Here is a 14,657-nt window from a genome sequence, read left to right as displayed (position 1 = left end):
CTGATCTGGTTTAATCTGCGAGGGCAACACGTTTTGATACGCTAACACGTCTCACCGCAGCCACACTTAGTGCCGAAAACAAACACAAGACAGCAATCACAATAAAAATACTATTGGTATCCCCGGTAACATCAATTGCATAACCGAGCAGGGGTTCACCAAAAGCAGCAAAAAGATAACCTGTCATGTTCATAAAACCTATTCCGGTACCCGTAAGACTGCTTCCAAGAAGATCCGGACTTAAGGGCCAGAAACAGGCTTGTGGGCCATAGACAAAAAAACCAGCCAGCAACATCAGTCCGCCGCCTAACCAAAGGTTATGGATTGGAGAAATATAGACCAGCACTGCAATTACTGCACTGACCGTCATTCCAAAAGCAATGGCCTTGATCCGGTCCTTTTTGAACAGGCTGTCCGAAAGCATACCAAAGGTAAGGGCACCCGCAGCCATTCCTACTGGTAATAAAAAGGTGACCCATAAGTTTCCGGGATTGTCTTTCCAGTTATTACCCAGATAATGAACCGGGACCCAGAAAATAAGTCCATAGCGGGCCATACTTTCAAATCCAAAGCCCAGACAGGCGATCATGAACTTTTTATTGCGCAATACAATGCGATACTGATCTTTCCAGCCAATGGCAGGTATCAGGGGTACAGAAGGATCTGTTTTTGTAAGGGGTTTATCTCTTGCGAGGATCAAAAATACAGTAGCAGAAATCAGCAGTAAAAGCACGGGTAATCTAAAAAGCATACGCCATTCATATCCTTGCTGCAACAGCACAATAGAGATCAGGTAGGTTACCATGGATGACATTCCGGCCGCCATGGTATAGAAGCCAAAGGCCTTTCCACGTTCTCTTTCGTTCCACCAGTTATTGATCAGCTTTGCACCTGGTGCCCAGGCCATCGACTGAAAATAACCATTGCATGCCCAGAGTATCATGATCATGGTAGGGCTGCTGGAAAAGCTAATCGCTATATTTGTCAGGATAGATAAATAGGCACCCAGGGTTACCATCAGCCTTGCGCTAAAACGATCGGCCAGGTTTCCATTGATCAGCTGACCTAAGGAATAGCCGATCAGCATGGAGAAACTAATCCAGCCAATAGTGGTATATGGGATTTTTAAATCCGCAGCCATTCCCATGGCTGCCCAACCGAAATTATGTCTGCCAGTATAGAAAAATAAATAGCAGAACATGGTAACCAGCAGCATTTTCCATTGCTGTGCCCTAAATTTTCTATCCATTGGTTTGGTCTGTTTGTTGGTTTAGATTGATACCTACACGCAGTGGTTTATGCGCTACAGCATATTGAAAAGCTTCATTCGTAGCTAAAAGACTAAATTCTTTAGAGACTACTTTTTCAAAAGGAAAAACCTGATGATTTCTATTGATAAAGTCTACCGCGTAGACAAAGTCTTCAAAATTGTAATTATGCAGGCCTTTGATGGTAATCAATCTGCGGACTACAGATTCTGCATCAACCTGCACTTTTCGGGTGTTAAATACTGCCCCGATCCATATGGCTGTTCCCCCGGTTGCCAGGCTAGCCAGGCCATTTTCCATAGCATCAGCTGAACCGCTCATGTCGAATGCAACATCAATTCCTCCGGGTAGTTTAACCGCAGCATCTGTTAATAAATGAGTCTCGCTTGCACCAAAGCCTAGCGCTTGTTCGAGACGTTGCGCATTGATATCTGCCACATGAATAAATTTAGCGCCGGCATCTTTGCACATTGCTGCGCAAACCATACCCAGTAATCCAGCACCTGTAATGAGGATTGTTTTCTCCTTTAGGCTGCCCGCAAGTCTTAAAGCACCGGCAACTGTTGCTACTGCACAGTTGATGATGGCTGCAACAGGCAAAGGAACTTCTTTTGAAATCCCAAGAACAGCGGTACCCGGTTTAAGGATACAATGGGTGGATAATCCACCATGGAGTGCATCCTCAGCGGTAACCTGCGCATGGCCATATTTAAAAAGCCGCTCTCCTTTTTGAGGCATTCCTTCTTTTGACATCGGAGAATCAGGATCTGAAGAAAAGATACTCCAGGTGACCCTATCTCCCGGATTCAACTGATTTCCCAGATGATCCCTTTGCTGGTGATCCTCAGCAAATGCCATGATTTCTCCAACAATCTCATGGCCCAAAACCGTAGGCACCTTTTCCTGGCGCAACCCACAATAAGTATGCAGGTCGCTCCCACAGATAGAAGTATAGAGATTTTTAACCAATACCTCGCCTGATTTTAAATCAGGGATGGTCTGTTCCTGTAAAGACATTGGTTGCCCTTGTCCAACAAAAACCATAAGTTTTGCTTTCATTAACGTTCTTTTAAGATATGCTTTGTTGACCGGAGCGCCTTTCCTATTTGTCGATTAGTGGCAGGAGCTCCATCAGGTTATTGATAATTTGATCCGGATTAGCCGTTTGAAGTTGACTGGCAGTATGTGCGCCTGTGGTGATGCCAATGCTAAGTCCGCAGCCGGCATTTTGCCCCTCTTCGATATCAATTGTTGAATCTCCAACCTTAACTACCGTACGGCTATCTGTGATATTGAATTGTTTCATCGCAAACTCAATCATATCCGGATCAGGTCTGTTGCCCGAAACGTCAGAAGCAGTAACCAATGCATCGAATTCTACCCCTTCTTTCCATCCAAGTTTTTCAATAATTGAACTTGCCGTAGCTCGGTCATATCCGGTGTTGAGCACAGCTAGTATTTTCCTTTCTCTAAGTGCCGAAAAGATGTCCGTGGCATTTGGTTGAGGAAAAAGTTCTTCTCTGGCATAGGCCTCGGTAAGGGTAACGATAAATTCATCATAGATCTTAGCGATCATTTCTTCATCAGTAACTCCTGCATAAGTTGAAAGAACAGAGCGAATGGCCTGTCTTTTTTCTTTACCAGCAGCCTTGGCAAGTACTTCATCAAGACTAAAGTCGAAACCAGCATCGTTGATGGCATTTCTAAGCGTTTTGTAAACCAGATTGTCTTCGTTCACTGTGGTTCCTGCCATATCAAAAACCACCATTGCTATTTTATTTTCTTCCATATTAAAATTAGATTGGGACACAATTGTTCCGTTCAATGTACAATACTACTAAACATTGTTTAGCAAAACTAAACTTATTTTTAGAAAATAGAATCCTATTTCCTATTAAGCTTATGTTAAATTATCGTTATAAAAGGAATGCTGAAAGCACTAAATAACGCCACAGAAAACATCGTACAATAATCCATCAAAAACAAAGAATAATTCATTGTTCCTCAGGAATAAAGGCAATACTTTAGTATTTCTGTAACCAAATACAAACCGAACCACCATGAAGTATTTTTTTAACCTACTGCTATTGCTTTCCTTATTTTATCAAAGCAATGCACAAACCGAAGCCATTAATCCGGCTATAAAAACACCAAAAGCAGTTTTAAACGACTTCATGGACCAGCGCTTTGGCATGTTCATTCACTGGGGACCGGTGGCTTTGCGCGGCACAGAGATTGGCTGGAGCAGAGGTGGAGGTGTTCCGGTAGCGGAATATGATAATTTATATAAAGAGTTTAATCCGGTTTTATTTAATGCAGAAACCTGGGTAAAAACGGCTAAAGATGCAGGGATGAAATACCTGACGATCACGGCTAAACACCACGATGGTTTTTGTTTGTGGCCAACCAAATTTTCGGACTATAACATCATGAATTCTCCTTACAAAAAAGACATTGTTGGTGAGTTGGCTAAAGCCTGTAAAAAGTATGATATTAAATTTTGCGTTTACTTTACGGTCTTAGACTGGCATGATCCGAATTACCCGATCAACTTACCCGATGGAAAGAACCCGAATCCAAAAGCAGATATGGGCAAATTTGTGACGACTATGAAAAACCAGCTACAGGAAATTGTCACCAAATATCACCCTTACATGCTTTGGTTTGATGGCAATTGGGAAAGTCCATGGAAAAACGAGTATGGGGCAGATATTTACAGCTACCTTAAAACATTAGATCCTAATGTGATTATAAACAATAGAATTGGCGGAGGTCAACCTGGTAGTCACCCAAAATTAGGGCCTGAAATTCTAGGAGATTATGCTACTCCGGAGCAAAAAATCGGAGAACTGAACATGGAAAATCCATGGGAAACCTGCATGACCATTTGTCAACAATGGGCCTGGAAACCAAATGACAAGCTAAAAACATTAAAAGAATGTATTCAGACTTTGGCTAAAACCTCCGGAGGAAATGGAAATCTATTATTTAATGTAGGTCCAATGGCTGATGGCAGAATCGAACAACGCCAGGTCAACAGACTTAAAGAAATGGGAGACTGGTTAAAAATCTATGGCGAAAGTGTTTACGGCACTAAAGGAGGCCCTTTTAAACCGAATGAAGTTTTTGCTGCTACACGTAAAGGCAACAAACTCTATATCCATGTTTTTGAAAGAAAATCTGCTGATTTAATCCTTCCGGCATTAAAAGGAGTGCAAATTAACAAAGCTTATTTACTAAAGGGCAGCAAAATTACCCACCGTCAGGATGCTGATGGAAGCATTACCCTTCAGTTACCTGAACAACTTCCGAATGCAGACGATTCAGTGATTGTATTGGAGCTCAATACAAACGCAGAAGAATTACCTGTCATTTCCTAAACCAGAACCATGATTACTAAAATACAAATTAACGACGCGCGATTCCCTTTGGGCAAAGGTGCTGGTAGTGATGCCATTCACCGTGACCCGATTTATTCTTATGCCGTAACCAATTTAATAGACGACAGTGGCCATATCGGTACCGGTTTTGCTTTTACCCTGGGCGAAGGAAATGACCTGGTTTGTAAAGCCGCAGCTTTTTATGCAGAACAACTCAAAGGAAAAGATATTGAAGAATTGATGGCTGATTTTGGTGCTGTTTTTCATCAGTTTTCTAATGAGCAACAGTTCCGCTGGCTGGGTCCACATAAAGGTGTAGTTCATCTGGCATTAGCCTCCGTAACCAATGCCTGTTATGATTTATGGGCAAAAAAAAGAGGGGTTCCTTTATGGAAACTACTAACCGATTTAACGGCGCAGGAGATCCTGAATACCCTGGACCTCTCCTACCTGGAAGATGAACTGACACGGGAACAGGCTCTGGCTTTATTGCAGAGCAATATCAACAGCAAGTCTGAGCGCCTTCCGATTCTGGAATCCGGATATCCGGGATACGATACTTCTATTGGCTGGTTTAATTACCCGGACGAAAAAGTGCGTGAAAACTGTAAAAAAGCAGTAGCGGAAGGCTTTACCGCCATGAAGCTAAAAGTGGGTAGTACAGACCCGGAACGTGATATTCGCAGGGCACATATCGTTCGCGAGGTAGCCGGAGCAGATATCAAAGTGATGCTGGATGCGAACCAGCAATGGACTTTACCACAGGCGATTAAGATTTGCAAAGAGTTACAACACATGAACCCTTACTGGATCGAGGAACCCACCCATCCGGATGATGTACTGGCCCATGCGACTTTGGCAAAGGCTATTGCCCCTACCAAACTTGCTTTGGGAGAACATGTGCCTAACCGCATTATTTTCAAGAATTATCTACAAACCGGATCTGCTGGTTTCATGCAGGTGGATGCCGTTCGTGTGGGTGGCGTGAGTGAGTTTATTACGGTCAGTTTATTGTGTCGTAAATTCAATATTCCTGTGGTTCCACATGTAGGTGATATGGGGCAATTGCACCAACATCTGGTTTTGTTTAACCACATTTCTATGGGGCATGAGGCCTTATTTCTGGAGCATATTCCGCATTTACAGCAACATTTTGTCCATCCTGTCAAAATTGAAGGCGGTGTCTATCAGACGCCAATGGAGCCTGGAAGCAGTTGCGATTTAATTTCTTTACGTTAATCCGGAAAATGACATGTTAAACTCCCTCGATTTAGGCATCAGCATTTTATATATTCTAGGTATTCTGGCGGTAGGTCTCTGGGCCGGAATCAGTCACCGCCGGAAGAACAAAGCAAATGCCGCCGGCGAATATTTTCTGGCCGGTAAAACCTTGAAATGGCCTGCCATCGGCCTGGCACTATTTGCCACCAATATCTCTACGGTACATTTGGTTAGTCTGGCGCAAAGCGGTTTCGACACCGGTTTACTCAATGGGAACTTTGAATGGATGGCTGCATTTACACTGATTTTGCTTTCGCTGTTTTTTGTTCCTTTTTACATTAAATCCGGAGTCGCCACCCTACCCGATTTCCTTGAAAAACGTTATGACAGATCCAGTCGGGATTGGCTGGCTATCATTTCTGTAGTCTCTGCAATCATTATTCATATTGCCTTTTCTATGCTTGCGGGAGGAATCGTCCTGAAAACACTTTTCGGACTAAATATGTACGTCAGCATTATTGTCATTTGCGTCATTACGGCGATTTACACCATTATTGGGGGCTTAAAAGCAGTAGTAGTTACAGAATCCATTCAAACGGTAGTACTGCTTGCCGGAGCTTTCATTATCAGCTATGCGGCTTTTCAAAAGATGGGTGGCTGGGAACCAATGACTGCCGTTCTTAAAGAAAACAACCAGATGGATAAGCTTTCTATGCTTCGTCCTCATGGCGATAGCAGTGGAATGCCCTGGTACATGATATTTTTAGGTTACCCGATTTTAGGCATTTGGTATTGGTGTGCAGATCAAACGATTGTGCAGCGGGTATTGGGTGCTAAAGATGAGAATCATGCCCGAATTGGCCCTTTATTTTGTGGTTTTATTAAATTATTACCGGTTTTCATCTTTGTATTACCCGGATTATTTGCCTACACCCTTTCCAAATCAGGCCATCTGGACATCAGTAGTCTGGGTTTAGACGACCAGGGAAATGTGAATTCAAAAGGTATTTATACTTTGATGATTACCCAATTATTACCTTCCGGATTGGTGGGCGTGCTGGTTGCCGCTTTATTATCCGGATTGATGAGTCAGGTTTCGGGAGCGCTGAATTCCATATCTACCCTGGTCAGTTACGATATGTATCAGCGTTACCGCCCTACTGCCACAGATAAACAGCTGATCCGCGTAGGTAAAATTGCCGCCGGAATTGCCCTGGTATTTTCGCTTGGTTTACTGCCCTTGCTCAATAGATATGAAAGTATTTTCAGCGGAATCAATGACATCATTGCGCACATTGCACCGCCAATTACCTGTGTGTTTTTACTCGGTGTTTTCTGGAAAGGTGCTTCTGCGGTGTCGGCCAAACTGACCCTCTGGATTGGCTCCGCTTTGGGCGTCATTGTATTTATCCTAAACAAGGTTTTCCCTGAATCATTGATCGGGCATATCCCATTCATGATGATGGCCTTTTACCTGTTCGTTACCTGTGTGATTATCCAGGTTGTTTTTTCTTATGTATATCCTGTCCAACATACTGCAGAAAGCTCCAGATTGTATTGGAAAACACCATGGGAACCACTGAAAGGTCCGGCATGGAAAGGTGTTGGAAATTACAAATTCCTCTCTGCCCTGCTCCTAACTGTTACGGGTGTTTTATATTATATATTCAGATAGAAAAATGAAAGTAAAGATCATCATGGTACTACTGCTGTCGGGACTTTTCCTCAGCAGTTGCCAAATGGAAAAGAAAACTCCTGCTGTAAAGCGATTTGCTTCGGTAACCGGCTTAAAAGCGGATAAATTAACCGATTACAAAGCTTTGCATGCCCATGCCTGGCCGGAGGTTTTGAAGAAAATAAAAGACTGTCACATTGAGAATTACTCCATTTATCTACACAAGATAAACAACAAATACTACCTGTTCAGTTATTTCGAATATACGGGCTCAGATTTTGATGGGGATATGAAAAAGATGGCCGATGACCCCAATACACAACGTTGGTGGAAAGAAACTGACCCTTGTCAGCAACCATTACCCGAAGCTGCAGCAAAGCAGGAAATATGGAGCCCTATGGAAGAAGTATTCCACACAAATTAAGTACACAGAAACACATGCAATTATTATCTGATAAAGTGATTTTCCTAACGGGAGGATCCATGGGCATTGGGCTCGAATGCGCAAAAAGTTATGTCAATGAAGGGGCTATTGTGGTGATCGCAGCCTGGCCTTCCGGCCCTGTAACCGAGGCCGTATCCTTACTAGGTTCCTCAAAAAATCTGGGGATCAGCTGCGATGTATCCAATGCCTCCCAGGTGGCAGATGCAATACAACAAACCCTGGATAAATACGGCCGGATAGATGCGATCCACAACAATGCAGGTATTGCCAGTCCTTCCAAACCTTTACACGAAACCAGCGACGAAGAATGGGACAACCTCATGAATGTAAACTTAAAAAGCGTCTTACTGACTACCCGTTTCGGTTATGAAGCCCTGCGAAAAAGCAAGGGCAGTATCCTCAATACCAGTAGCCTTGTTGGCGACATTGGCCAGGAGAATCATGCCGCTTATACCGCTACAAAAGGAGGCATGAATGCTTTAACCAAATCTATGGCACTGGATTACGCAAAAGATAAAATCCGTGTAAATGCAGTGATGCCTGCCGGTGTATGGACGCCTATGCTGCGCAAATGGAGTCAGGAACAACCGAATTCCAGTTCAATTGAAAAGTACCTGGACGACATCCACCCCTTAGGGTATTGCCCGGAAGGAGATGCCATCGCAGATGCCTGCGTATTTTTACTTTCAGATAAAGCCAGGTTTATTACCGGCACCACATTAGCCGTAAGTGGTGGCGCAGAATTGGGATATAGAAGAAATTACTAATTTACAACCTGCAAATGATCAACGATTCAAGAAATATTTCACTATTTTCAGCAAAATATTTTTTGAATCACAACCAGATATGATCATCGCTAAAAAAAAAGACGGCTTTAATGGCGAAAAGCTAATTAGCTTACCCAAATTCATATATGAACATAATCCTGATCGCCTAAATTTCTTAAATTCATTATACATCACTCATATTGGTTATTTCCCAAAAGCAGGAGGACATTATCGGAATAGACCTAAGGGTTGCGCCGATAATATTCTCATCTATTGTATAGACGGCAAAGGGTCATTTAGTATTGGCAAAGTGCAATATCAAGTCAGTCCAAATCAATTTTTTATTATCCCGGCAACCGATGAGCACGTCCAGTATTCCTCCGACCCTGCTGATCCCTGGACGATTTACTGGGTTCATTTTACCGGAAGCAAATTACCAGACTTAAATGATTCCATCTGTGACTGTTTCAGCCCTAAAACCATCCCTTTTGATGAGCATAAACTAAAGCTATGGAACATCATGTACAATTGCCTGGAAAATGGCTACAGTGCGGAGAACCTCACTTATGCCAATTTAACCTTATATTATTTTATCGCTAATTTTCTCTTTCCAAAGAAAAACACGGAGTTAATTTCCACGCCTAACCCTGAATTAACCGATAAAATTATTGATTACATGAAAGCCAACTTAGCTAAAAAACTCAGTGTGGAAGATTTAGCTATGGAATTCTCTTATTCCGTTTCCCATTTTCAAAATTTATTCAGGAAGAAAACAGGGGTCTCCGCAATCGATTATTTTATACAACTTAAATTACAGAAGGCCTGTCAGCTTTTAGCCTTGACAGACCTTCGGATCAAAGTAATTGCTTCCAGTATTGGTTATTCAGACCCTTATTACTTTTCAAGGATTTTCAATAAAGTAATGGGGATGTCTCCAATTGCCTACCGGAAAATAAACACCATCAGTAACCAGGATTAACTATTTGGCAATCAGTTCCGGCTTACTGATCGTTTTAACGACAAACCTATTGGTCAGTTCTGTTTCCTCAGGGAAGCCACAATCAAATTTGATCGTATGTTTTCCTGGCTTCAAGGTTGGAATGGCTTGTTTCAAGGCAACTTCCTGCTTAAAGCCACCTTTGCTGTTGTAAATTTTTATCGTTGTTCCGTTGCAGACAATGGAATTTCCTGCTTCATATTCGCCCGGCAATTCCAGCTTAAAATACCCATCCAATTCTATCCAGGGATTACTGATAACACCTTCTTTGCCCATAAAAGTAAGACTGAAATTAAGGGGTTGTTCCGCATTATTATTTACGAAATTCCATTCCGAAAAGGTTGGTTGTCCGGGTTGAAGCACTTGTTTAGCATGCTCAAATTTGAATTTCTTAAAGGGGTAAAGGTTCCAGCCCTTATTGTGCTGCTCCAGATGAAAATCGTTTTCAGGATTCTTCAATCTTGTCAATTGATCAGGAGAGAAAATCTTTGATCTATAGGCATCCTGCCAAAGTTTGATCAGGGCTAATAATTCTTTGGTATTCGGATTTTTCTGCAGGTTTTTATAGCGGGCTACCAATGCAAAACCGGCATTGTAACCAGCAGCTCTTGCCATCATCCATTCGATATCTTCTGCTGTTGTGGTGGACGATAGTAAAAACCATCCCAACATATTGGGCATATAATTCCTTTCTAAGAAAGGCTGGTTTTCTAAACGGTAATCCCCCTGAGATTCCCTAAAGCCGCCATACCATGGTTCTCCCCAGTTCCAGTAAGAACAGTTGTGCCAATAATAATGGCTTGATCTACTTGTTCCGTTAACCACCGTATGTTTGGTATCCTTTAACACTTTATCTGCAAAAGCCTGCATTCCATAATCACCTTCCCCTGAAGAAAAACATCCTTCATGGCCATCAAAGTCCATATGTGAAACACCGGTCTCATTAAAAAACCGACTTAAATTCCCTGCGATTTCCTGTTGAAGATTGAAATCAGGGAAGAGCGTATTGTAAGGATAATCCATCATCATCCCTGCTGCTGTTCCTTTGACATGAGCAGCTGCTTTTGTGCCATAAGCGCCACGCTGACAATCCAGTAATTTAAAGGGAGCTGTAGTACTCACGGTACGAAAGCGGATAATTTCCTCCCCGATCTGTACCGCATGTAAAGTACTTGGCTTTAGATTCTTAAAATACTGGTCAGATTCGACCGTTATTTCCGTAGCATCAGGGCTGATATTTGCAGTTAATATAGACGAACCGGTTAAGGCCAGACGCTTGTCGGGCACCGGCGTAACATAAGGGTCATTTGTATTGATAAAGGTGCTCAGCGTGTGTACACCGATACGGATTCCCATTTTTGAGGCTTTATCCACACAGGTTTTCATACCGGCATTCCCGTTAGGAAAGCTGACTGGATTCAGTGCAAAATGCCCCCAGGATAAAAAGGGACTTTCATGATACACCGACATCAGTCCTGCTTGTTTGGTATAATCCAGCATGGCATCGATATTGGATTCATCAAAATCACCAATCAGGTAGGCTCTTCCGGTTTCAGGTGATTGCTTATGCCAAACGCCATTAATTAAAGGATGAGGAAGACCTTCTTCAACTTCAATGACCCCAATTCGGGAAAGCACTTGATTTTCAGGACAACCAAAAACAGCAATCTTTGAACCAATGGTGGTTTCACCGGGAATAGCGCTAACCGGCATATCCGGGTACTGCGTCCAGACCGTGGTTTTCCTTGCTTTGGAGCGATCAAGACTGAAGGCCTGCAAACTACTCCCATAAGCCTGAGTTAGCGCCACAGAGCCTCTGGAATCGTCTGCTCCTCCGTCATTTAACAAGAGACCTCCAATAGTTTTTACATTTAAGGATTGGAGTCCGATGGCATATTCGCCATCACGAACTACGCCGATTACTTCCCCAATGGTTTGCCCGATAATGGTGGGATAGGAACCCCAGGATATGGCTTTCACTTTATCTTTTGCGCTCAGGCCGGTTAATTCAAAAACCAAATGGCTTTTTTTCTGCGTCACTTTGATGTCGGCCGAGATTTTGGATTGGGCAAAATCCAGCGTCATGATCCCCGATTTTGGATTGAAAACAGCTTTAGCTGGTTCTTCCCAGTCATTAGCGGTACGAATCTTCAATAAAGGAGCTTTTACTCCCGGAGCCAGGTAATTTTTATTGGTTTTAGGGTTCAACATTGCCGTGATTTGCCCGGTTGGGGAAACTGCAAGGTTTAGATCTGGTGACTTTAAGTTGATTTGTTGCGCGCTCAGGTTAGCGCAGAGCAGTAAAAATAGAATTACAGTAGAAATCTGTTTAACGTACATGTTTTCGTTGGTTATATTTGGTTTATTGTGCTTGTATCTTGCTGATTCCAGTGGTCAGGCCATTACTTTCTGCCTTAACGGTAATCATACCTTTAGCCCCCTTTTTTGCTTTCACGATGACTAATGCCATTCCGTTAAATGCTGGTCGGTCCTGACTTTGAAAAGAGACAAAACTGGTGGCATCCCCATTATCTGTAGCGACGATTTCACCAGGTCCTTCAATGGAAAAGTGGATCGTTGGATTAGACCTTGGTACCATCAATCCTGCTTTATCCATCACTTTTACCGTAATAAAGCAGAGGTCCTCTTTTCCGGATTGAATAGCCGGCCGGTCAGTTGAAAGTGCAAGTTTGCTCATTTCGCCAGTAGTTCGCACTACATCGGTTGCCCAAAGTTTTCCATTCTTATAACTCAGCACTTTAAGCTCACCCGGCTTATAGCTTACTTTATCCCAAACCAGTCGGAAATCTTTTCCCGGCTCTTTAACTTTACGTCCTAAGCTTTTACCGTTTAAGAACAGTTCGGCTTCATCACCAGAGGTGTACACATGTACCGGTGTAATTGAATCAATACGCTCCGGCCAGTTCCAGTGTGGCAGAATATGTGCCATCGGGAAATCGGGGCGCCAATGTGCCTGGTAGCTATAAAAGCGGTCTTTAGGGAAACCCGCTAAATCAATAATCCCAAAATAACTGCTTCTTGATGGCGGGTTATTTTTACGGATGGCCTCGAGTTGTTTCTCCAACTCTTCTTTCTTACCCGCATCAGTCCGGAAATTAAGAAGATTGGTTTCATCGGAATTGTAAGGTGTAGGTTCCCCTAAATAGTCAAAACCTGTCCAGACATATTCACCTAATAAATTAGGGTATTTAGCATTGGTTCTGAACTGCTCATCAGGAGAACAACCCCAGCCCGGACTGGCCACATCATAAGAAGTAATCTGCCAGTTTTTGTATTCCGTACCGCCAAAATAGTATTCACCACGGGAGCTGACGCAGGAAGAAGTTTCGCTGCCTAAGGTCGGTTTATTGGCATATCTCGGATCGGCATCCCATTTCCCTTGCTGACTAAAAAAGTAATTTACACCCATTAAATCCAGGCCTACTACCGCACCCGAATTACGGCCACCATCGGGATCGTTATAGCCATTAGAAACCGGGCGTGTAGGGTCTTCCCTGCGCATGATATCAGCCAGATGCTTAGTCAGTTTAACATCCTGTTGCTCCATCACTTCATTACCTATTGACCAGATAAAAACAGAAGGGTGATTGCGGTCACGATGGATTAATGCGGTTAGATCTTTGTCGTGCCATTCCTCAAATATCTTGTTGTAATCGTTTTTACGTTTTCCTTTTTTCCAGGCATCAAAAGCTTCATCCCAAACCAGGAAGCCCATTTTATCGGCCATTTCCAGTAATTCAGGAGCTGGTGGATTATGTGAAGTACGCAAAGAATTACAGCCCATTTCTTTTAACAATTTCAGCTGGCGTGTTAAAGCGCTGAGGTTAAAAGCAGCACCAAGTGCACCTAAATCATGGTGGTTACAGGTTCCTTGAATCTGAACACGTTTCCCATTCAATAAAAATCCCTTGTTAGCCGTAAACTCGATTGTTCTGACACCAAATGGCGTAAAATAAGTATCCACTACTTTTCCATTGATCAGGATACTGGTTTGCGCAACATAACGATGAGGTTTTTCAATACTCCAGCGTTTAGGTTTCAGGATGCTTGCTTTTGAAGCGGTTACTTTATTTTCTCCGGCATTCATTTCTATCTTAATATCCTGAGCTGTGGCTACCTTACGAGCGGGTTTATCCGAAGCATCGAGTTCAAACAAAGTAGTCCGTACGATCGCTTTTGTGCTTTTTTTGGATTGATTATTTACCGTTGCTTCTATGTTGATTACGGCTTTCTGGTCAGATACTTCAGGGGTTGTAATATACGTCCCCCAATGGCCCACATGGACCGGATCTGTCTTTACGAGCCATACGTGGCGATAAATCCCTGCACCAGGATACCAGCGCGAATCCCAGGTTTCTGTGTCTAAACGAACGGCCAGCACATTCTCCTTTCCGAACTCCAGAAAAGGTGTTAAATCCATACGAAATGAAGTATATCCATAAGGCCAGGTGCCAACGTATTTCCCGTTTAACCAGATTTTAGCATTGGCCATAGCACCATCGAAATCTACGAAAATCTGTTTCCCTGCATCGGCTTTGCTTGGGGTAAAATGTTTTCTATACCAGCCAATTCCTTTCCAGGGCAGTTTACCGGTTGAGCCATCCAGTTCAATCCTAAAAGGACCGGTAATGGCCCAGTCGTGTGGTAAGTTCAATTTTTGCCAGCCATCTTCCTCCAGTGCCGGAGCCTCCAGGCCAGTTGGCTCGGCTCTCCTTGTACCATCCGGTTGTAAACCATATCGGGCAAATGACCAACCCTGGTCGAAGGAAACGGTATTCGAGGCCCCCATTCTTTCAATAGCTTTACTTTGCGCGAAGGTTAGTTGAAAACTTATAGTACCGGGTATCAGTAAGAGGAATAGGATTCTAAAAAAAGATCTTTTG

11 protein-coding genes are annotated in these 14,657 nt (G+C 43.0%); 6 read left to right on the top strand and 5 right to left on the bottom strand.

All coding sequences use genetic code 11. The features are described from left to right. Window positions 1-10: 10 nt before the first annotated feature. Genes R2Q66_RS21590 through R2Q66_RS21580 form a run of 3 tightly spaced genes read right to left on the bottom strand, consistent with a single transcriptional unit; the run spans window position 11 to window position 3,057 of the window. A complete protein-coding gene (locus tag R2Q66_RS21590; RefSeq protein ID WP_316753135.1) occupies window positions 11-1,249 on the bottom strand; it encodes an MFS transporter in 1,239 nt (412 codons plus the stop codon). Further along, complete coding sequence (locus tag R2Q66_RS21585; RefSeq protein ID WP_316753133.1) at window positions 1,242-2,327, bottom strand: zinc-binding dehydrogenase; 1,086 nt, start codon at window positions 2,325-2,327, stop codon at window positions 1,242-1,244. Before R2Q66_RS21585 ends, R2Q66_RS21590 begins: the two co-directional genes overlap by 8 nt. 43 nt (window positions 2,328-2,370) lie before the next feature. Beyond that, window positions 2,371-3,057 (bottom strand): phosphonatase-like hydrolase, encoded by a 687-nt coding sequence (locus R2Q66_RS21580; protein WP_316753131.1) that lies wholly within the window; start codon window positions 3,055-3,057, stop codon window positions 2,371-2,373. Window positions 3,058-3,328: 271 nt separating this feature from the next. Here R2Q66_RS21580 and R2Q66_RS21575 point away from each other — a divergent pair, with 271 nt between their 5' ends. The 6 genes from R2Q66_RS21575 (at window position 3,329) to R2Q66_RS21550 (ending at window position 9,735) form a co-directional block, all read left to right on the top strand. Next, the gene (locus tag R2Q66_RS21575; RefSeq protein ID WP_316753129.1) at window positions 3,329-4,648 is read left to right on the top strand and encodes an alpha-L-fucosidase; all 1,320 of its coding nucleotides are present in this window, start codon (window positions 3,329-3,331) and stop codon (window positions 4,646-4,648) included. 9 nt (window positions 4,649-4,657) lie between these two features. Further along, window positions 4,658-5,887, top strand: coding sequence for an enolase C-terminal domain-like protein (locus tag R2Q66_RS21570; RefSeq protein ID WP_316753127.1), 1,230 nt, complete (start codon window positions 4,658-4,660; stop codon window positions 5,885-5,887). A 13-nt stretch (window positions 5,888-5,900) separates the two neighbouring features. Then, complete coding sequence (locus tag R2Q66_RS21565; RefSeq protein ID WP_316753125.1) at window positions 5,901-7,544, top strand: sodium:solute symporter; 1,644 nt, start codon at window positions 5,901-5,903, stop codon at window positions 7,542-7,544. Window positions 7,545-7,548: 4 nt separating this feature from the next. Beyond that, on the top strand, window positions 7,549-7,968 hold the full coding sequence (locus R2Q66_RS21560) for an L-rhamnose mutarotase (protein ID WP_316753123.1): 420 nt from the start codon (window positions 7,549-7,551) through the stop codon (window positions 7,966-7,968). Between the two features lie 14 nt (window positions 7,969-7,982). Continuing rightward, window positions 7,983-8,756 carry an SDR family oxidoreductase gene (locus R2Q66_RS21555; protein ID WP_316753121.1) on the top strand — a complete coding sequence of 258 codons (774 nt, stop codon included), beginning with the start codon at window positions 7,983-7,985 and terminating at the stop codon, window positions 8,754-8,756. Window positions 8,757-8,835: 79 nt separating this feature from the next. Continuing rightward, window positions 8,836-9,735, top strand: coding sequence for an AraC family transcriptional regulator (locus tag R2Q66_RS21550; protein ID WP_316753119.1), 900 nt, complete (start codon window positions 8,836-8,838; stop codon window positions 9,733-9,735). On the opposite strand, the gene R2Q66_RS21545 is transcribed toward R2Q66_RS21550, so the two are convergent. Next, complete coding sequence (locus tag R2Q66_RS21545) at window positions 9,736-12,093, bottom strand: hypothetical protein (RefSeq protein WP_316753117.1); 2,358 nt, start codon at window positions 12,091-12,093, stop codon at window positions 9,736-9,738. Window positions 12,094-12,115: 22 nt separating this feature from the next. Then, window positions 12,116-14,563: a beta-galactosidase GalB gene (gene galB, locus R2Q66_RS21540; RefSeq protein WP_316753115.1), complete on the bottom strand. Its 2,448-nt coding sequence runs from the start codon at window positions 14,561-14,563 to the stop codon at window positions 12,116-12,118. Between the last annotated feature and the right edge of the window lie 94 nt (window positions 14,564-14,657).

Origin of the sequence: Pedobacter gandavensis (genome assembly GCF_032677645.1) — a bacterium.
Taxonomy (GTDB): Bacteria; Bacteroidota; Bacteroidia; order Sphingobacteriales; family Sphingobacteriaceae; genus Pedobacter; species Pedobacter gandavensis_A.
The sequence above is the reverse complement of the archived record's forward strand: the minus strand, read 5'-3'. Positions and strand labels throughout refer to the sequence as shown.

Excerpts from the sequence above, each read along its gene's own strand:
- R2Q66_RS21575 (WP_316753129.1), top strand. The coding sequence starts at position 3,329 with ATGAAGTATTTTTTTAACCTACTGCTATTGCTTTCCTTATTTTATCAA.
- R2Q66_RS21570 (WP_316753127.1), top strand. The coding sequence starts at position 4,658 with ATGATTACTAAAATACAAATTAACGACGCGCGATTCCCTTTGGGCAAA.
- R2Q66_RS21555 (WP_316753121.1), top strand. The coding sequence starts at position 7,983 with ATGCAATTATTATCTGATAAAGTGATTTTCCTAACGGGAGGATCCATG.
- R2Q66_RS21580 (WP_316753131.1), bottom strand. The coding sequence starts at position 3,057 with ATGGAAGAAAATAAAATAGCAATGGTGGTTTTTGATATGGCAGGAACC.
- R2Q66_RS21550 (WP_316753119.1), top strand. The coding sequence starts at position 8,836 with ATGATCATCGCTAAAAAAAAAGACGGCTTTAATGGCGAAAAGCTAATT.
- galB (WP_316753115.1), bottom strand. The coding sequence starts at position 14,563 with ATGGGGGCCTCGAATACCGTTTCCTTCGACCAGGGTTGGTCATTTGCC.
- R2Q66_RS21560 (WP_316753123.1), top strand. The coding sequence starts at position 7,549 with ATGAAAGTAAAGATCATCATGGTACTACTGCTGTCGGGACTTTTCCTC.
- R2Q66_RS21545 (WP_316753117.1), bottom strand. The coding sequence starts at position 12,093 with ATGTACGTTAAACAGATTTCTACTGTAATTCTATTTTTACTGCTCTGC.
- R2Q66_RS21565 (WP_316753125.1), top strand. The coding sequence starts at position 5,901 with ATGTTAAACTCCCTCGATTTAGGCATCAGCATTTTATATATTCTAGGT.
- R2Q66_RS21590 (WP_316753135.1), bottom strand. The coding sequence starts at position 1,249 with ATGGATAGAAAATTTAGGGCACAGCAATGGAAAATGCTGCTGGTTACC.
- R2Q66_RS21585 (WP_316753133.1), bottom strand. The coding sequence starts at position 2,327 with ATGAAAGCAAAACTTATGGTTTTTGTTGGACAAGGGCAACCAATGTCT.